We start from the raw sequence: 20040 nt of genomic DNA, 5'->3' as shown, positions 1-20040 counted from the left end.
AGGAAGTAAAATGGCAACAAGGATAGGCGTAATCAAAAGCATCTCACAAGGATCAAGCGTAATCGCAACTGCAAAGGATGGCACACAAAGAGTGTTAAAAGTAGGCGATGAAATTTTTCTTGGTGAGACTATACAAACAACTGATATTGACTCAAAAGTAGTCATAACTGCAAACGATGGCAAAGATATCGCGATCATCGGAAAAGATACCCTAAATTTAGACAAGAGCGTAGCTCACAACGATAGCTTTGGTGATGATAGCGTAGCTGATGTAAGCGCTATCCAAAAAGCACTTCTTGATGGTGCAAACATCACTGATCTTGAAGAGACTGCAGCTGGTGGTAACCAAGGTGGCAACGCTGGTGGAGACGGCATAAGCTTAGGTGCTGCAAGCTTTGAAGAGGGCGGTCACTACTCAAACATTACTGATGATTATAGAAATTTACCTGATTCAAACAGAGCTTTTCAAACTCCAGAAAACTCAATCGGCGGCTACAATGATGGCAATGACGCAGGCAATGCAACTCCTGTTGCGCCAGTCATACCTCCAATCAGCGTTGATATCAAAACTTTAACTGATGATTTTGGCACTATAACTGGGGATTATAGCTTAGATGCGCCAAGCGTACCTCGCACAAATGACGCTACTCCAACTATAAGCGGCACAGTTGAACCTACTGCTGTAAGAGCGGTTGTTAGCGTACTTGATAAGAACGGACACGAAGTCTTTACAAAAACTCTAAATCCAAGCGACTATGCTGATGGTAAATTTAAATTTACAACTAATGAGTTAAGCGTAAATGGTAGCCATGATGGCGACTATGAAGTAAAAATAGTAGCAACTGGAAGAGACGGCAATACTGCAACCGATACTGGTAATTTTGTGCTTGATACAGTTGCAAAAATAACTATAAACGTTGAAACAGAGATGAGCCTTGTTAAAGAGTCTGAGATGAGTAGCGGACTAAAAGGAAATTTCTGGTTTAACCACATCTATGAAGAAGGCGTAAGCGGTACTGAGCTAAGACCTTATGCCTTTAATAATACAACATACGCTCATAACGGCATGAAGCAAAATGATTTTGTCGAATACTATATGAACAACACTAAGCCTTGGGCAAGCTTTAAAGCAAAAGAGCTAAATTTCCAACAAGGTAAAGGTGGAGATAGGGATAACACTGATAACGATGCTGGAACAGTCTCAGGACTTGACGGCGCTCATAATATGATAGGCAAGGTCGATCTTGATGGTAATGTAGTAACTCCAAATAATGAATGGGTAGCTCCAAATTTCAAAGCGCTTGAGTACTTTATCGACAACGCAAAAGGTAGCGATATTCATATCGTAAGAGATGCTCCTAATGGCAAAAACACAACAGCTGGTGCGATGGTAAATTTAAAAGGCACTATGTATCTTGAGCCAGGGGATTATAAATTTGACGCAAAAGGCACTGATGATAGCGTGAGATTTAAGGTTGATGGCGTTACTATGGTTGATTATGACACTATCCACTCGGGAAATAGAGCCACAGTTACAACTTTACATGTTGATAAAGCAGGATACTATGACTTTGATATGAGCTACGCAAACTATATCTTTTGGGGCAGGTTAAAACTAACAGTTTCAAAAGATGGCGGACCTGAGAGCATACTTGGCTCAGAGGCAAGTGGTATAAAACTAAATTCAACCGACTTTGACAGCTACGTAGATACAGTAACAAGAAATGTCTATAAAATAACTCAAAAGATCACAGGAACTGTGGATAATGTAGAAGACGGACAGATCGTAACTGTCACGTCAAGTACAGGCGAGAGCCATACAGCTAAAGTGGTAGATGGCAAATATGAAGTTGAGTTTAAAATAAGCGATCCAAAAGCGACATATACAGCTAAAGTTAGCGACTTTGTAGGCAACGAGGCGCAGGCAGAATCAACTAATAAGATAAATGTCGCGACAGACCTAATAGACGCGATAGATAATGACACAAGCGGTAGTGCTAACAACAAAGATGCAAATACCGGCATAAATGACGCAACTAAATATTATGAGTACACAACTAAGGATATAGAGCAAACTGGTAAATTTTCAACTAGCTCCCCACTACCAGTACTAAGCGACAAGACTCCGACATTTACGGGCAGTATAGATAAAGACGCAGCTAGCGCTGAGATCGTTGTGCTTGATAAAGACGGACATAAGGTCTTTACAAAAGTGCTTAGCAAAAGCGAATTTTCAAATGGTAAATTTGAAGTCACATCTGATATCTTAGAGGATGGCAACTACAAGATCAAAGCAACTGCTGTCTTTGCAAATGGTGATAAGAGCACGATAGTTAGCGAATTTGTAGTTGATAAGACTCCAGTTACTGTAGAAAACATCAAGATCATCGAAAATGATGAAGAGGGGCAACACCATACGATCAATTTTAACCTCAAAAACTATGAGGATGGCGATAAGATCGAGAGTATAAAAATTGTAACAGCTGATGGAAATACTAACGTAATCTCTGTTGGCACAACTAAACCAACCAATGGTGTGCTAAGCTTTGAGTACGATCACAAGATAAAACTAGGCGATAAGATAGAAGTTGAGATGACTGATAAAGCTGGTACAAAATATACTCATGTAAATGAAATTTTAGTTCCAACTATGACGCAGTTTGAAAACGGCAACGATACAACTACAAACGCAAATAACCGCTCAGCTGAGAAGTTGTGGGGCACTATGGAGATGAGTGAGAGTGGCTTTAGGGCTGATGGTTCAAGGATCGTTTCAAACGACGCTATCCCATACCTAAGAGCTGTTATCCCAGAGGACACAACAGCTGGTAATGCTAGCCAAAATCAAACTGTAAGCGAGTTTTTAAATAGCGGTAGAGGCATAACATGGGGCACTGGTGATGTTAGATTTGTAGCAACTAACGTTGATAAAGGTGTTTCAAAAGATCTATTATCTCAAGCGATAGAAAAACCAATAGGCAATGTAACGCCTGATCACTACAATAGACTTACAGGCTATAACAACAGACTTGATGCCGCTGGCAAAATGGCTGATGGCGTTTATAAAATTTCTATCGATGGTAAATATCAAGGTGGAGATGAGCTGCTTTACAACTCTATTAAATTTACGATCGATGCAACAGCTGCAACGATAAATGAGTCAAAATTACACTACGATGCAGCTGCAAATAAAACCACATGGAGTGGAAATTTAAGTGAAAATGGAGTTGGTGCAAGCTACACATTAAGAGAACACTTTGAAGAGGCAGTAAAAGGCATAGCTCTAAAAGATAGCATCACACTAAGAGGTGCTGATGGACACATCATAACTGCAAATTCTGTAACGCTTGATGATAATGGAAATTTCGAAGCAGTATTTAACGGCGATGTAAAAGCAAGTGATGTCTATCTACAAATTTCTGATATCGCTAAAAATACAATAGTAGATGCAAAAAATAACAACAATAACAATGTCATCACAACAAGTGAAGGCAATGACATCATCAATGTTGGAAACGGCGATAACGTCATACATGCAGGACGCGGTGAAAATGAAATTCGCACAGGCAATGGCAACAACGTAATCATCACTGGCGATAACAACGACGTCATAACCACAGGAAGTGGCAACGACTACATCGACGCTGGCAGAAGTGGCTATACTGGCATGAACAAAGGCGATCTAGTAAATGCTGGCGCTGGCGATGATAAGGTTGTATTTACCTTTGATAATCCAAGAGTAGCTCTATCTCAAAGCCTAGATGGCGGCACTGGTACAGATACACTTATCATGCGTCCAGTGGCAAAGGATGGCACTATCGACTTTGATAAGATAGATAATAAGTCTTTAACTAATGCGATCAAGAGTTTTGAAGAGATCCAACTTGGCATGGATGAGCATGGCAATGACAACCAAGCTGTTAAGCTACTAAATTTAAAAGCAGATAATGTATTTAGCATCACTGATGATGTAAATACTATCTTAAAAATAAGTGGCGATAACAAAGATAGCGTTTCATTAAAAGGATTTACTGAGGCTACAGATCAAAGTGGTGTTGAGCATGGATATACAAGATATGAGGGTCAAACAAGCACAGCAACAACTATCTATATAGATGTCGATAACGACATAAACAAACAACTTGTATAAAATTTGGGCTTTTTAGCCCAAATTCTTCTTTTAAATTTCTATTTTTACTCCCAAAAAACGCTCTTAAAACCATCTTTGTACCAAAGTACAATATACAAATTTAATAAAAAACACTAGAATAAATCAAAAAATAAAAGTAAGGAATAAAGATGGCAGCTGTAGCCGGTAAGGTAAAAAGCGTCACATCTGATGTTATAGCGATAGATAAAAACGACCGTGTAAGAGTTCTAAACGTAGATGATGAGGTTTATATAGGTGAGAGTATAAAGGGTGAGAGCCAAAGTGCTAGCGTGACTATCACAGCAGTGGATGGTAGCGATATATCACTAAATGGATATGACACGATATGGCTTGATAGTAGCGTGGTAAGTGCTGATACTAGCGCTGAAAATAGCATCGATACTGACGCGCTTTTTAGAGCGCTTCTTGGAGAAAACTACGCTGAGATACTTGATCAGATGAATGAAAAAGTAGAAGATATGTTTGCAAAAACGCAGCCAAATGAGGCTGAAAATAGCTCAAATAGCCTTGAGAGCAGTGAAAATTTAGCGCACAAGCATAGCACCAATGATGAGATTTTATCTGACTCAAACGAGCTAAAAGTAGATAACTCTTACGAGCATGCAAATTTTGATGCAACTACGATATATATCGAGATCGATAACGATCTAAACAAACTTTCATAAATTTGAGCCTCTTGGCTCAAATCCTTTTAAAAACTCAAATTTAACTAACATATCTTATAATAAGCCAAAATTTACAAAAGGAAAACGATGAAGAAAATTTTAATCATCGCAGGCTCTTGCAATAGCGGCACGGCAGGGCTTCAGGCTGATATAAAGACATGCGCTAGGTTAAATTGTTACAGCGCAACGGCAGTCACTTCGCTAGTTGCTGAGACCACAGACGCGATAAAAAGCGTAGTTTGTTTAGAGCCTAGCTTTGTTAAAGATGAGCTTAGCACGCTTGCGGAGGAATTTAGCTTTGATGCCATAAAGATCGGTATGCTCTTTAGCGAGGAGATAATGGATGTGGTGCATGAGTTTTTGCTCACTCAAAAGTGCAAGATCGTGCTTGATCCAGTCTGCGTCTCAAAGAGCGGCCACAAGCTCATAAAAGATAGCGCAGTAGAAAAGCTAAAAGAGCTAATGAAGCTTGCCACCGTCGCCACGCCAAATTTAGACGAGGCAAATGTCCTTTTTGGTGGAAATTTCAAAGATCTGCCTTGCGATATCATCGTGAAAAAGCGAGTGAGCGAGGGAAATAGCATAGATACGCTTTATAGAAAAGATGGCTCGCTGCAAAATTTCAAAACTCCACTTGCTAGTCCGCTTGTGATGAGCGGCACTGGTTGCACTTTCTCAACGGCGCTTGCTTGCTACCTTGCAAAGGGCAAGAGCTTGGAGGAGGCCATAGGGCTTTCAAAAGAGTATATCTGCTCCATTATAAAAGAGAGTATCGACACAAAGCTAGGCAAAAACCGCCTTCTTTGGCATGGAGCGAAGTAAATTTAAGCCTAAAATTTAGGCTTAAATTTGATAATTTATGCCTCTAGTATCGCTCCGTTGCTTGCGTTTGTGACTAGTTTTTGATACTGCCTTAGCCAGCGAGAGGTTAGCGCCTTATCGACTGGCTTAAATTCCGCTCTTCTTTTTGCGATCTCAGCTTCGCTTAGGCGAACGTTTATCTCGTATTTATCGACGTCTATATCGATGATGTCGCCGTCTCGTAGCAAGCCTATCATGCCGCCCTCAGCCGCTTCTGGGCTTACGTGGCCGATGCTTAGACCCCTTGTCGCCCCGCTAAAGCGACCATCTGTGATGAGCGCCACGTCCGCGCCAAGGCCTCGTCCCATGATGAGCGAAGTAGGGCTTAGCATCTCTTGCATGCCAGGGCCTCCGCGTGGGCCTTCGTAGCGTATGACGACGACGTCACCTTTATCTACTTTGCCACTTGAGATGCCAGCTATAGCTTCATCTTGTGAGTTAAAGCAGACCGCTTTGCCGCTAAATTTACGCTCGCCAACGATGCCAGCTGTCTTGATGACACAGCCTTGCTCGGCTAAATTTCCAAACAAAATGGCAAGTCCGCCAACTTGAGAATAGGCATTTTCTACCTTATGAATGATGCTTTCGTCTTTGATGTCGCTGGCACGTACGCGCTCGCCCAAAGTCTCGCCGCTAACTGTTAGGTTGTCCAAATTTAGCATGCCGTGGTCTCTTCGTGAAATTTCTTTTATCACTGCATTCATACCGCCAGCTCTGCCGACATCCTCCATATGCACGTTTGGCAAGCTTGGGCTGATCTTAGCGATGTGAGCGATGTTTTGGCTGATCTTATTTAGCTCTTTTATATCTAAATTTACGCCAGCTTCTCTTGAGATGGCTAGCATGTGAAGGACGGTGTTGCTACTGCCGCCCATCGCCATATCAACGACAAGCGCGTTGCGGATCGCCTTTTCATTTAGTATGTTTCTTATCTTAAATTTCTCATCAAGGGCGATCTGGCAGATCCTGCGAGCAGCTTGCCTGATGAGCTCCTCACGCTCTGGAGTTAGCGCTAGGATGGTGCCGTTGCCAGGGAGCGCTATGCCCATCGCTTCGCAAAGCGTGTTCATAGAATTTGCCGTAAACATACCGCTGCAGCTGCCGCCACTTGGACATGCGTTGCACTCGATATCTCTTAGCTCAGCCTCGTCTATCTCTTTGGTCTCAAATTTGCCAACCGCCTCAAACGCAGTCGCAAGATCGATCGGCCTGCCATCTTTTGTGTGACCTTTTTTCATAGGGCCGCCGCTTACGAAAATGGTTGGGACATTGACCCTTAAAGCGCCCATAACCATGCCAGGGACGATCTTATCGCAGTTTGGCATACAAACAAGCGCGTCAAGTGCGTGCGCGTTCATCACGGTCTCAATAGAATTTGCGATGATCTCGCGGCTAGGCAAGCTATATAGCATGCCCTTATGCCCCATCGCTATGCCGTCATCCACGCCGATGCAGTTAAACTCAAACGGCACACAGCCATTTTTGCGAATTTCATCTTTTAAAATTTGTGCGTATTTGTTTAAGAAAAAGTGCCCAGGGATGATCTCTATAAAGCTGTTTGCAACACCGATAAATGGCTTAGCAAAGTCCTCGTCTTTTAGCCCAGTCGCACGTAAAAGTGAGCGGTGTGGGGCTCTTGTGTAGCCTTTTTTGATTATATCGCTTCTCAAATTTGATCCTTTTTTAAAATTTGAGAGGATTTTATCACATCTAAAGTATCAAAAATTTTAAAGCTTGGCCGCGCATGGCAGCCAAGTAAATTTTAGTATTCATCAAAGAATTTTTGAATTTCTTTGGTGTCGCTCGTCTTTGTGAGAGCTAGCATGAGTAAAATTCTAGCCTTTTGCGGGTTTAGATCGCTTGCTGTGATGAAATTTCCATTATCATCCATCTTTTTACTGCTATCCACGTAGCCGCTGCCAACGATAGCGCTTCTTACTATTTTTATGCCTTTGGCATTTGCCTCTTGAAGCACGGTAAATACGTTGTTGTGGACGCTGCCGTTACCTGTGCCTGCGTGGATGATGCCCTTTGAGCCGACATCTATCAGGTGTTTTGTGATATCGCCGTAGTCATTTGCGTGTGAGTAGATGATATCAACCCTTGGTAAGGCCTCTAGCTTGCTTACGTCAAAGACGCTGTTTGCGGTGTGTTTTTTGAGGCTTTTTGTGCTGTAAACGACCTTACCATAATAGACCCTGCCGATGGCGCCGGTGTTTCTTGACTTAAATGTATCGACTGATGAGGTGTTTGTTTTTGTAACCTCTCTAGCGGCGTTGATCTCGTCATTTAGCACGACTAAAACGCCAATACCTGCGCTTTCTTTGCTAGCTGCTACGCTTACAGCGTTATATAAATTTAGCGGACCATCAGCGCTCATAGATGTGGCACTTCTCATAGCACCTACCAAAACTACAGGCTTGTCTGACTTGACGACCAAATTTAAAAAGTAAGCAGTCTCTTCAAGGGTGTCGGTGCCGTGAGTTATGACGATGCCATCCACGTCTTTGCTGGCAAGTAGCTCATTTACGCGTTTTGCAAGCTTTAGCCAAATTTCATCAGTCATGTTGTTTGAGCTGATGTTGGCGACTTGCTCGCCTTTTACATTTGCTAAATTTGCTATCTCAGGCACGGCTTTGATGAGGATATCGACGCCAAGTTGGGCCGCGTCGTACTGGGCATTTGTCGCGCCACTAGCACTTCCTGCGATAGTGCCGCCTGTGGCTAAGATGACGACGTTTGGCTTTGCATAGAGCGAAGCAACTAGAATACATATCAATAAAACTAGCTTTTTCATAGCTATCCTCCTAGTAAGAAATTTTACGCATTTTTAAATTTTCGTAATACCAAACCAAGCAAATAGACAAAAAATAAAGTAGCTCAAATAAATTTCTAAAATATTTTTATAAATTTAAAAAATATTATTTTCGCTCATTTTATCACAAAAAGCACACGTTAAATTTAACTCTCTCTTAAAAGATAAGACAGATAAAATGAAATTTGCCTTATTTTGATCAAAATGATATAGAAATTGATAACGTAAAATTGTCATATATGTGTCATAAATACCGAATTTAAGGGCCTTATTGTACCTGGGTACAATATACATGAATTATAAAATTCATTAAAATGCGAGAAAAAATTTAACAAGGATGAACATGGCAGCAAAACTAGGAAGTATAAAATCAATTTCAGGTCAAACTGAAGTGATCGCAGTTGATAAAAGTGGAAATGAGAGAATTCTAAAAGTTGGCGATAGCTTGTACGAGGGCGAGAGCATAAAGACAACTTCAGCTGATGCGAAGGTAGTCATCGTTGCAAATGACGGCAAGGAAGTCTCAGTAGTAGGCGAAGATACTATCTCGCTTGATCCAAAAGAGGTAGCAAACGCACAAAGTGCTAACCCAGAGATCGCAGCGCTTCAAAACGCTCTTTTAAATGGCGCAAACATCACAGATATTGAAGAGACAGCAGCTGGTGGTAACGCAGCAGCTGGTGGAGCTGGCGGAGATGGCGTAAGTCTAGGCGCTGCTAGCTTTGCTGAGGGTGGCCACTATGCAAATATCAATGAAAATTTTAGAAATTTAACCGATGCAAACAGAGCTTTTGACTCTTTTAATAGCCTAATCGGCGGTTATGCTGATAATAACGACAATGGCGAAGGCGATAGTGTTGCACCGCAAAATCCAGCAAATCCAGCAAATCCAGTAACCCCAGTGGCTCCAGTTAGCCCTATTACTCCAGCAACACCTGCAACACCTGTTGTACTAAGTGTATCACTTGATGGCAACGGCGAGGCAAGAGAGGCAACTCCAAACGAGTATCTAGTCTATAATCTAGGCTTATCGGCTGCTACAAGCTCAACTACACCTACTGATCTAACACTAAATTTAAGTGGTGCAAGTGCAGGCAGAGACTACTCAAACGCTATGGAGTACTCACTTGATGGTGGAAATAGCTGGACTGCGATACAAAATGGCGGCACGATAAGTGGTGTGGCACCAAGCGATATCGCAAATGTAAAGGTTAGAGTGCAGGCGCTAGACGACTACGGTCAAGCAGCTGGCAACCAAAACGAGGGCGCAAGCAGCGAGGATCTAGGCGCAAATATCGCTCCTGGCATAAAAGACTACGGCGTTTATAAAGAGGGCGTAACTCTTAGCGTGACTACAAACAACGCTGCTATCACATCTGGCGAGGCTGAGGGCAAGATCATCGATAATGATGATAATGTAAATATCACAGAAAATATAGATGCGACTACAGAGGGTTTAAACCCTGCGCTTGTAAATTCTGACCCAGACAATGGCGATAGTATGAAAACCATCATAGATACAAAAGATGGTGATGATACTATAACTATCAAAGAGGAAGTCTATTTTTCAAGTGGGTTATATGATCTAAAAGAAAATGCCAATGATGTCATAAAAATGGGTGATGGCGATGATGTGTTTAATACAGAAAAAGATGCTGTTGTAGAAAACACTAGGATAGACCTTGGAAACGCTGGCGGAGAAAAAAATCAAGATACACTCAATATAAATGGAACTGTTATAACAGATACAAGATTTACAAGTCATGATGGCAATGATGTATTTACTATAAAAGATGATTCTGGTCCAAGCCTTGGTAGTACTATTTTAGACAATGTCTTGTTTAAAACAGGAAGTGGCAACGACACTGTAAATATCGAAAAAAGCGATAATCATCAGCTTATAAAAAATACAAAAATAGATACTGGTGCTGATAACGACACCGTAAATATTAAAAGCGACATGTATGCTTACGTTACTAATAACGGAACAACTGACGAGACTGAGTATGCAGGAAGCAGAACTGATAGCTTTATAAAAACAGGTGAGGGCGACGACACTATAAATGTAACTGATGCAAGCATTAGGAGAGTTGATATCGACTCTGGCGACTCAGATACAGGCGACATGCTAAATTTCATCAGCGCAGGCATATATAACTCTGAAATAAAAAGTGGCAATGGCAATGATAAAATCGTACTTCAAGATGCTAAAGCAGATGTCATGGATATCTACACAGGCGAGGGCGATGATAGCCTAACTATCAAAGGTAGCACTGAAATAAAAAATAATAGCGCCGTACATAATGACCCTATAAGCTCACCAGCTCACGTGGCAAATCCAGTAGCTAATCAAGCTGGAATTTACTCAAACTACATAGAGATGGGCAAAGGTAGAGATACATTAACTATCGAAAGAGGCGCTGAAATTTCAAACACCAAGATAAACACTAGCTCAGCTGATGCTGGAGTAAGTGACGATAGAGACAGCGTAGATGTTACTGGCGCTAAATTTAACAACGCTGCCATTGAGACTGGATATGGCGATGATGAGATAAATTTAAAAGATGTCACCATGATCTCAAATGATGGATATAGCACATATATCGGCGCAGGCGGCGGAAATGACACTATTAACGTCTCTGGAAATAGTTCATTTGACAAGGCTATCATCTACACGAACGGCGGAGATGACCGTGTAAATGTCGATGGTGACGTCTCTATGGTGGATTCAAACATTATGCTTGAAAATGGCAACGTAACGCTAAATGTCGCAAAGGCTACTGGTCTAGTTGATACAAACATAGAGGGTGCAGGTGTTGGAAATGCTGGTGTAAAAACCGTGACTATTGATAACGCTGAGCTTAGAAGGGTTACTATAAATACCGCAGATGACGGCGATAGTGTGACTATCGGAGCTGGCACTCATGATAATACTGATGTTAAAATCTTCACTCAAGGTGGAGACGATACGATAAATATCAACGCTGATCTAACTGGCACATCAAATGTAAATTTAAGTCCAGCTGCAGGCGAAGCTGCGCATGACTATGATACATCAAACATCAACTCAGGTAAAGGCAACGACACTATCAATATAGCTGATAACGTGACACTAACTAACACCTACCTTTCAGGTGGTGACGGCAGCGACTTAGTCGATCTTGGCAAGGACGTAAGCCTAAATGGCACTGCTATAAATGGAGGTGACGGCATAGATACGCTAAAAGTTCATGACGCATCATTTAATACGACAAATGCCGGCAAGATAAGTGGCTTTGAAGTGCTTGATATGTCAGACGCAAATGAGGACTTTACATTTCACCATACTTCAGATATTGTAGATTTTATAAAAAATGTCGGTGGTGAAGGTGCAACATCGCTAATCGTAAAAGGGGTAAAAGGTGTTGGTACATTTACAGAGGGTTCATCTGAAGTAGCAGATGCTTCTACTGAAATTAGCAACGGATATGTATATAGCGTAAATGATGGCGGTCAGACATTTACGCTTACTATACAAGACGTTAACGTAAACGAATTAATGTAAAATTTAGACCCATTTTTTGGGTCTAAACCCACCTTGCTCCATTTAATAAAATTTTTTATACAAAAAGCCTAAATTTAGGCATTTCTTTTGATGATCAATATATTTTATATTTCAATGTGATTTAAAAACGCTTATTAAAATCCAAAAGTCAATTTTTTTAAGAAAGGATTAATATGAGCGTAGAAGTAGCCGACAAAGAGGGGTTAAATTTAAGTGGTGGCGTGATCCAAAATGGCGGACAAAATGACCCTCACGTGAGGATCATAGAGGAGATAAAGTCGCTTGAGATACTTGAGTCCAAGAATTTTCTTGCTGAGCTATACGGACAAAGGGTGGCAGACGCGAGGCCAAAAGCGCAGGATCAAATTTTAAACATCGCAGACGCAACCACGAGCGCAAACGATGTGCGTTTTGACAATGGCAACGACATAGTCGATATGACAAGATCTATCGTAAATGATGCCAAGATAGACGCAGGAGATGGCGATAATAAGCTAAGAATTCACGATAATATCGAGGTTAGAGGGCTGAGATTTGACGCTGGGGCTGGCAATGACGAGATAGAGATAAGAAACAATGTCGGCATAAAAGATCATACGCTTTTATACACAAATAACGGCGATGATAGCGTGAAAATTTATGGTGCGACGATGGAAAATGCTGCCATTCATACAGGTCTAGATAACGATGTCATAGATATCCAAAGATGTGAAATCAAAAATGGCGCAGATATAAGGCTTGGCGGAGGAAATGACACTATAAATACCGACTGGGTGGGCTTTTTTGGTGATACGAAAATTTCTCTTTCTAGCTTTACTAATCCAAACGAAGTAGATACGCTAAATATGGACAACACTATCTTTAACGGACACACTACTATCGAAGCAAACGACGGCGAAAAGACCACTATGAATATAAAAGTATGCGGTGGAGACGGCGAGATAGATATAAAAGGCTCGCACGCAAATTTAGTCCATACGCCTCTTTTTGATATGAATTTTCTTGGGCCAAAATTTATGGGTGACGTTAAATTTGACGGCAGAAACAACAAGGTCAATATGCATATAGACGACTCAGAATTTCATGGTAAAAATAACGAATTTTACTTCTCAGATAATCAAAATGATACTTTAAATGTGACATCAGCTATCATAAAAAATTCTAAATTTTATCTAGGTGGCGGAGACGATACAGTTAGTTTAACTATGACAAGAACAGATATAGATAATAATACTCAAATATTTGGCGGCAAGGGCTATGATACTCTTGTACTTGATAATAATATCGACTTCTCAAAGGTCTCTGGTTTTGAAGAATTAAAAGTAACGAGCGGTGCTTATGTGACATTAAATGGCAATGATGTGGCTCATTTGAGTGATATTTTAGACAATGGCTCTAATGTAGTTAAATTTAGTGAAGCCCATGGCACTGTAAAACTTAATGGTTTTAGCGAAACTAGCGGAGCAGAAAATGGCTACCACAGATATGAAAGTGCCTATAATACGCACTTAGCAGACGGTAGTGATCGTCAAGGTACAGTCTATATAGATATAAAAGAGGACATTCACGTCGATCTTTAAATTTTAGATCCCTTTTGGGATCTTATTTAAATTTATCAAAAATTTAATTTTTAAAACCCACTGCAACAGCGTAATTTTAAGAATTAACATCATATTTACATTACTTTATATTTAAAAGAAATATTTATAATGTGTCAAATTGATTTTAAAGGAGGCAGCGATGGCTGTTAAAGTAGGTGTTATTAAAAACATTCTTGGCTCCAAGGAAGTAGTAGTTATAGACAAAAATGGCAACGAAAGAGTTGTTGTCGCGGGAGATAGTTTATACGAGGGCGACGTTGTTAAAGCAAACGGCGCAAAGGTAACTATCGCATCAAACGACGGCAAAGAGTTCGAGCTAAAAGATGGCGAAACTCTAAATTTAAATAACGATCTTAGTTCAGACAAAGAGGTAGCAGCTATACAAAAAGCCCTTTTAAAAGGTGAAAATTTAGCAAATCTCGAGGAGAGTGCCGCTGGTGGTAATAGCGGTGGCAGAGGCGGAGACGGCGTGAGCCTTGGCGAGACGAGGTTTGAGCATGGTGGTCATGAGAGCTCTGATGTATCAGCTAGCTTTAGATCACTTTCAGATACTTTTGGCGCTGTAAAACTAACTAACCAAGAGGTAAAAGGTGGCGGTAGTGATGTTTTTGATGGTTCAGATAGTGATATAAATTCTGCCATTGCACCTGTAGCCCCAGTTGAGCCATCACAACCAGAAAATCCAACTCCAACTCCGCAGCCAAAGCCGGTTGAGCCAGTAGAGCCAAAACCAGAACCAAAGCCAGAGCCACAACCTAAACCTGAACCAACTCCGGAGCCACAGCCTGAGCCTAAACCAGAACCTAAGCCAGAACCTAAACCTGACGAGAGCAAAGATATAGTTAAAAATATCTCAGTTGAAGATAAGTCAGAATTTGGCTATGAAAAGAGCTCAGACCCAAGAAGCTCAAATGACAAATCATACCTAGAGTACAACCTAAAAGGCGAAGTAGCGGAGGCTGACGCTGATAAAAAGGTAGATGTGACGCTTAAATTTAGCGGAGAAGCAACTGCTGGCAAAGACTATGAAAACGCAGAGTACTCGCTTGATGGTGGCAAAACTTGGCAAGCGCTTGATAAAAGTGGCGTGATAAAAGACGTTAGAGCAGGCGATATCAACAACGTAAGCGTGCGTGTCGCTGTGGCAAACGATCACGATCAAAACGAAGGTACGCTTGATACTACAAACAAGATCTTCAAAGACGCGGACAAAGGCGTAGAAAATAATGGCGACTTTAAAGAGAGCGTGACTTTAGAATTTAGCGTCGGTAGCGCAAAAGCTACAAATAGCGAATATATAGTAGATAACGATCACAACGTCACAGTTACTAGCGAATTTCACAATAACTCATCTTTTGACGCTAAATTTAAAGATAACGGCGACAATACATTAAATTTCAAAGACGCAACCATAAGCCACAAAGCTGGCGACGTGGCTAGTGCTATAGAATTTGGTGAAAATGTATATTACAACAATGGAAAAGATGTTATTAACGCCGATAACTCAAATTTAAACTGGCTAAATATCAACACTCAAGGCGGAGATGACACCATAAATATAAATGGCGGAAGACACGAGAGACTTCACGTCGAAACTGGCGCAGACAACGACACTGTAAATTTAAACGGCGGAACTTACATAGGCACCGATCCTTATCAAAGTGGCTTCACGCTTGATAGCGGAAACGATGTATTAAATTTAAATGGCACAAAAGAAGATCATGTAAAAATGACAGATATGTACCTAAGAACTGGCTCAGGCGATAGAGATGAGATAAATATCAAATACGCTGATATCGACTCAACATACAAAAATTCAGCCAACCACATCATCGCCGAATCAAAAAACAATACCGTAAATGTTGAAAACTCAACTTTAAAGGGCATCAACATAGGCACAGAGACCAACACAGGCACCGATGTAAATAGAAATCCACTAAATTTCGATCTAAATTTAAAATCATCTACTCTTGATGATGTAAATCTCAACACTATCTACAAAACTCACGTAGTAGTTGAAGATACAAAGGTAAATGGCAACTTCCCAGAAAATGCTACAAAGTGGAATTTCGCAGATACAGATGATACTTTAGAGCTAAAATCAGGCACTTTAAATGATATGACGGTTAATCTTGGCAACGGCGAAGATAAAGTCGTCGTCTCAAAAGCTATGAAGCTTGATGGATACACTACGATAAATGGTGGCACCAACTACGAGACCGATACACTTGTGATCGATGGCAATGTTGATTTTAATAAATTTAAGAGCTTTGAAGAGCTACAAGTGACTGGCAAAGAGAAGGTCAGCCTAAAACTAGAAGATCTATATGATATGCTTGACATTAAAAATAATGATAGCAAACATATCTTGACAGTTACAGAGGCAGCTGGCGGAGTAGAGCTAGCGGGCTTTAAGCTTTCAGAGTATGGAAGAGGTCTAAAAGAAGGCTTTACAAGATATGAGGCCGACTTTGGTCTTCAAGACAACGGCAGATCTTATACTGTCAAAGGCTATATCGATGTAAAAGATGGTATCAATGTCGATCTTGGCGCTAAGCCAGAGCCTACGCCAGTCGAGCCAGTAGAGCCTGTAAATCCAGCTCCACAACCAGAGCCAAAACCAGAGCCAAAACCAGAACCTAAACCTGAGCCAAAACCAGAACCAGCTCCGCAACCAGAGCCAAAACCTGAGCCAACTCCACATCCTACGCCTGATCCAGAGCCAGAATATATAAATGAATATGACTCAAAATATGTAAAAAACATAGGCATATATGGCAAACAAGGCTTTAATATCGAAGACCCTGAAATAACGAATATGTGGGAACATAACAATTTAATATTTGAGCTAAGGGGTGATGTAGCAGATGCCGATGTGGATCAAAAAATCGATGTAAAGCTTAAATTTAGTGGCGAGGCGACTTACGGCAAAGACTACGATAAAATTCAGTACTCAATAGGCGGGAAAGAGTGGATAGATCTAGATAGTAGCGGCATCATAAAAGGTCTAAGAGCGGGCGATATCAACAAAGTAGTTGTTCGTGCAAATGTAATAGACGATAAAGAGCTAAATGAAGGCAAGCTTTTATCTGAAGATGAAGATAGTGGAATATTTTATTATCAATGGGATAAAGAAAAGTTATTTAAAGATGCAGATAAGGGCGTTGAAAACAATCACTACTACAGCGAGAGTGTCATCTTAGAGTATAGTATAGATAACGCTAAATATACGTATAATGGTGGTATCATAGATAATGACCATATAACAACTGTAAATAGCGAATTTCACAACGACAAACGCTTTGATGTAGAGTTTTTTAAAAATGGAGATAATGTCTTAAATTTCAACAATGCAACCGTAAGTCATAAAGAAGGAGAAGATCCTAGTAAGATCTATTTTGGTGAAGTATTATATGGTATATCCGGAGACAATGAGGTCAATATCAATAGTTCAAATTTAAATTGGCTTGATATTGGAACTAATATAGGAAAAGATAAAATTGATATCAAGAGCTCAAATTTAAATAATGTCACTATCAACACCTATAACGGAAACGATACTATAAATATAAATGGCGGAACGCACGAAAAAGTTGAGATCAATACAGGCTTTGACAATGATGTCATAAACATAAATGGTGGAGTTTTTAACAAAGAGACCATCTATCTTGGCATTAACAGCGATATCTTAAATATAACAGGTACAAAAGCTGATCATGTAAAAATGACAGATATTCACATAAGCACTAATACTAATAAGTTTAATGGTGCCATACAATGGGTTAGTAATGAATTAATTAAAGGCGATGAAGACGTTATAAATATCAAATACACCGACATTAACTCAACAACATCAGCAGAAAAAAGTGCGATCTATGCAGGATCATCAAAAGGTACTATAAATATAGATAGCTCAAACCTTGATAATGTAGAACTAAATGGAGGCAGTAGAGTCCCTTCATTTGGAGAAACTTATCATACAGATATAAATTTAAAGTCATCTACCCTAAAAGATGTAGATATCATGGCTTATATAAATGAAATGCATGTGGTAGTTGAAGATACTCACGCATCAGCTAGTGGTTTGCCAGCTGAACACCATGCGAACTGGATTTTGAGTGGACATGAAAATGCAAAAGATTATTTGGAGCTAAGATCTGGAAGCTTAACTAATATTAAAATAGATCTATCGGATGGCAGTGATAGTGTCTTTATATCTAAAGATATGAAGCTTGAGGGTGGCACTAGCATTCTTGGTGGATACTCAGACAATAGAAGTCGCTATGATCACGATACGCTTTTGGTTGATGGTCAGATAGACTTTACAAAGGTTAAGAGCTTTGAAGAGTTAAAGGTTACTAGCAATGAAAAGGTCACTCTAAAAGCTCTTGATATAGCTGATATGCTTGATGTCGGACACGAACATAGTAATAATTTGCTTCAAATAACTCAAGCAAGTGGCGGAGTAAAACTTGAAGGCTTTAGTAAATCTGCTGCCAACGCAGTAGATGGCTTTGAAAGATATGAAGCGAATTACGGCACAACTACAGCTTATATCGATGTAAAAGAAAACATCCACGTCGATCTTTAAAATTTAGACCCTTTTTGGGTCTAAATTTCTTTCTATATAAATTTGCAAATATTTTTTCTATAAATTCTATTATTCTTTTAAAATTTACTACGATCAAATAAAACATTTGTAACTTAAAATATCATTAATCAATTCTTACTAGAAAATTAAAATTTATATAAGCGTCATAGAAATATCATCTATTAATTATAAAAAATTCTATAAATGTAACATATAATAAAATAATGTAACTATATTGTACCTAGGTACAATTTACAATTTCTCCTAATAGTTATAAAATAATGCTAAAATTAATTTAGCCCTAAAGGAATTAACATGGCAAAGAAACTAGGCACAATTAAGTCTATATCAGGTTCTGCTGAGGTTATCGCGGTAGATAAAAGTGGCAACCAAAGAGTACTAAAAGTTGGCGATAGCCTGTATGAAGGTGAGAGCGTAAAAACAACTTCAGCTGATTCTAAGGTTGTGATAGCAACAAATAATGGAAAAGAGCTATCAATGATCGGCGAAGATACGCTAAGCCTCGATCCAAAGGCAACTGCAGGTGATTCACAAGTAGCAGCACTTCAAAAAGCTTTATTAAATGGCGCAAATTTAGGCGACTTAGAGGAAACAGCAGCTGGCGGCAATAGCGGTGGTCGTGGTGATGGCATGAGCCTTGGTGAGACAAGATTTGAGCATGGCGGACACTACTCAAACATAAGTGCTAGCACAAGTGCGATAAATTCGTTGGGCGGTTTTGGTTTTGCTAGCCCAGAAACAGGTGTAAGAGGCGGCCTAGATAATGGCGGCACTGGCGGCGGCACAGGTTTTTACATCGACACTACAGCTCCAGTAGTAACTATAAATTCTATTAACCCAGTAGACACAAACGAAAAAGCTGATGGCAACCCAGACAAAGGAATTGTAAAAGGTCATTCAGATGAGCCAAATGCTCCAGTGGTAGTTACTAAAGATGGTAAAACAATTGGTACTGGCACAACTGATGATAAAGGAAATTTCGAAGTTACAACTGATCCAATCAAACCAGGTGATAAAGTAACAGTAGAAGTAACTGATAAAGCTGGCAACACAGGTAAAGGTGATGGCACAGCTGGTAATACAGTTTACACAGATACAACTCCTCCAACAGTTGAAGACGTTAAAGTAACTCCAGTAGACACAAACGAAAAAGCTGATGGCAACCCAGACAAAGGAATTGTAAAAGGTCATTCAGATGAGCCAAATGCTCCAGTGGTAGTTACTAAAGATGGTAAAACAATTGGTACTGGCACAACTGATGATAAAGGAAATTTCGAAGTTACAACTGATCCAATCAAACCAGGTGATAAAGTAACAGTAGAAGTAACTGATAAAGCTGGCAACACAGGTAAAGGTGATGGCACAGCTGGTAATACAGTTTACACAGATACAACTCCTCCAACAGTTGATGTTGAAACAGCAACTCCAGTAGATGTTAATAACCCAGCTGACGGTAAAGCAGATAAGGGTATTGTAACTGGTAAATCAGATGAGCCAAATGCTCTAGTAGTAATTACAGATAAAGATGGTAACGAGATAGGTAGAGGCACAACAGATGGCAATGGTGGCTTTACAATAGAAACCAAGCCATTTAACCCAGGCGATCCAATAACAGCAACAGTAACAGACAAAGCAGGTAATAAAGGTAGCGATACTGAAAATGCTAGTAACTTAACTCATCCAAACGACCATACAGCTCCATCAGAGCCAACAATCACATTTGTTGAAGATATCAATCCAAAAGATGGCAAGCTAAATAAAGCTGAAAACG

Annotated in this window: 9 protein-coding genes; 7 read left to right on the top strand and 2 right to left on the bottom strand. The window is 40.1% G+C overall.

Annotation, left to right across the window (positions count from 1 at the left end; genetic code table 11):
* Positions 1-10 precede the first annotated feature (10 nt).
* The 3 genes from B9N65_RS06750 to B9N65_RS06740 all read left to right on the top strand — a co-directional run bounded on the left by B9N65_RS06750 (position 11) and on the right by B9N65_RS06740 (position 5658).
* Positions 11-4150 (top strand): Ig-like domain-containing protein, encoded by a 4140-nt coding sequence (locus tag B9N65_RS06750; RefSeq protein WP_087583314.1) that lies wholly within the window; start codon positions 11-13, stop codon positions 4148-4150.
* A gap of 149 nt (positions 4151-4299) precedes the next feature.
* The gene (locus tag B9N65_RS06745) at positions 4300-4836 is read left to right on the top strand and encodes a hypothetical protein (protein WP_087583313.1); all 537 of its coding nucleotides are present in this window, start codon (positions 4300-4302) and stop codon (positions 4834-4836) included.
* Positions 4837-4923: 87 nt separating this feature from the next.
* A complete protein-coding gene (locus tag B9N65_RS06740) occupies positions 4924-5658 on the top strand; it encodes a hydroxymethylpyrimidine/phosphomethylpyrimidine kinase (RefSeq protein WP_087583312.1) in 735 nt (244 codons plus the stop codon).
* 35 nt (positions 5659-5693) lie between these two features.
* Here B9N65_RS06740 and ilvD read toward each other — a convergent pair whose 3' ends face one another.
* Both ilvD and B9N65_RS06730 read right to left on the bottom strand, forming a co-directional pair.
* Positions 5694-7367 (bottom strand): dihydroxy-acid dehydratase, encoded by a 1674-nt coding sequence (ilvD, locus tag B9N65_RS06735; RefSeq protein WP_087583311.1) that lies wholly within the window; start codon positions 7365-7367, stop codon positions 5694-5696.
* A gap of 92 nt (positions 7368-7459) precedes the next feature.
* Positions 7460-8494: a type II asparaginase gene (locus B9N65_RS06730; protein ID WP_087583310.1), complete on the bottom strand. Its 1035-nt coding sequence runs from the start codon at positions 8492-8494 to the stop codon at positions 7460-7462.
* A gap of 361 nt (positions 8495-8855) precedes the next feature.
* Between B9N65_RS06730 and B9N65_RS06725 the strand changes: the two genes are divergently transcribed.
* The 4 genes from B9N65_RS06725 to B9N65_RS06710 all read left to right on the top strand — a co-directional run.
* A complete protein-coding gene (locus B9N65_RS06725; protein ID WP_087583309.1) occupies positions 8856-12056 on the top strand; it encodes a retention module-containing protein in 3201 nt (1066 codons plus the stop codon).
* Between the two features lie 173 nt (positions 12057-12229).
* A complete protein-coding gene (locus B9N65_RS06720; RefSeq protein WP_087583308.1) occupies positions 12230-13636 on the top strand; it encodes a hypothetical protein in 1407 nt (468 codons plus the stop codon).
* A 160-nt stretch (positions 13637-13796) separates the two neighbouring features.
* Positions 13797-18248, top strand: coding sequence for a hypothetical protein (locus B9N65_RS11005; RefSeq protein WP_087583307.1), 4452 nt, complete (start codon positions 13797-13799; stop codon positions 18246-18248).
* 315 nt (positions 18249-18563) lie between these two features.
* Positions 18564-20040: retention module-containing protein (locus B9N65_RS06710; protein ID WP_141083840.1), on the top strand; the 1477-nt coding region annotated here is incomplete at its 3' end.

The sequence above is a fragment of the Campylobacter concisus genome (assembly GCF_002165815.1).
In the GTDB taxonomy this organism is placed as follows: Bacteria; Campylobacterota; Campylobacteria; order Campylobacterales; family Campylobacteraceae; genus Campylobacter_A; species Campylobacter_A concisus_BH.
This window is presented reverse-complemented; position numbering and strand designations above follow the sequence as displayed.

What these genes read in the sequence shown, in the direction of transcription:
- B9N65_RS06750 (WP_087583314.1), top strand. Translation starts at nt 11, where the DNA reads ATGGCAACAAGGATAGGCGTAATCAAAAGCATCTCACAAGGATCAAGC.
- B9N65_RS06745 (WP_087583313.1), top strand. Translation starts at nt 4,300, where the DNA reads ATGGCAGCTGTAGCCGGTAAGGTAAAAAGCGTCACATCTGATGTTATA.
- B9N65_RS06740 (WP_087583312.1), top strand. Translation starts at nt 4,924, where the DNA reads ATGAAGAAAATTTTAATCATCGCAGGCTCTTGCAATAGCGGCACGGCA.
- B9N65_RS06730 (WP_087583310.1), bottom strand. Translation starts at nt 8,494, where the DNA reads ATGAAAAAGCTAGTTTTATTGATATGTATTCTAGTTGCTTCGCTCTAT.
- B9N65_RS06725 (WP_087583309.1), top strand. Translation starts at nt 8,856, where the DNA reads ATGGCAGCAAAACTAGGAAGTATAAAATCAATTTCAGGTCAAACTGAA.
- B9N65_RS06720 (WP_087583308.1), top strand. Translation starts at nt 12,230, where the DNA reads ATGAGCGTAGAAGTAGCCGACAAAGAGGGGTTAAATTTAAGTGGTGGC.
- B9N65_RS11005 (WP_087583307.1), top strand. Translation starts at nt 13,797, where the DNA reads ATGGCTGTTAAAGTAGGTGTTATTAAAAACATTCTTGGCTCCAAGGAA.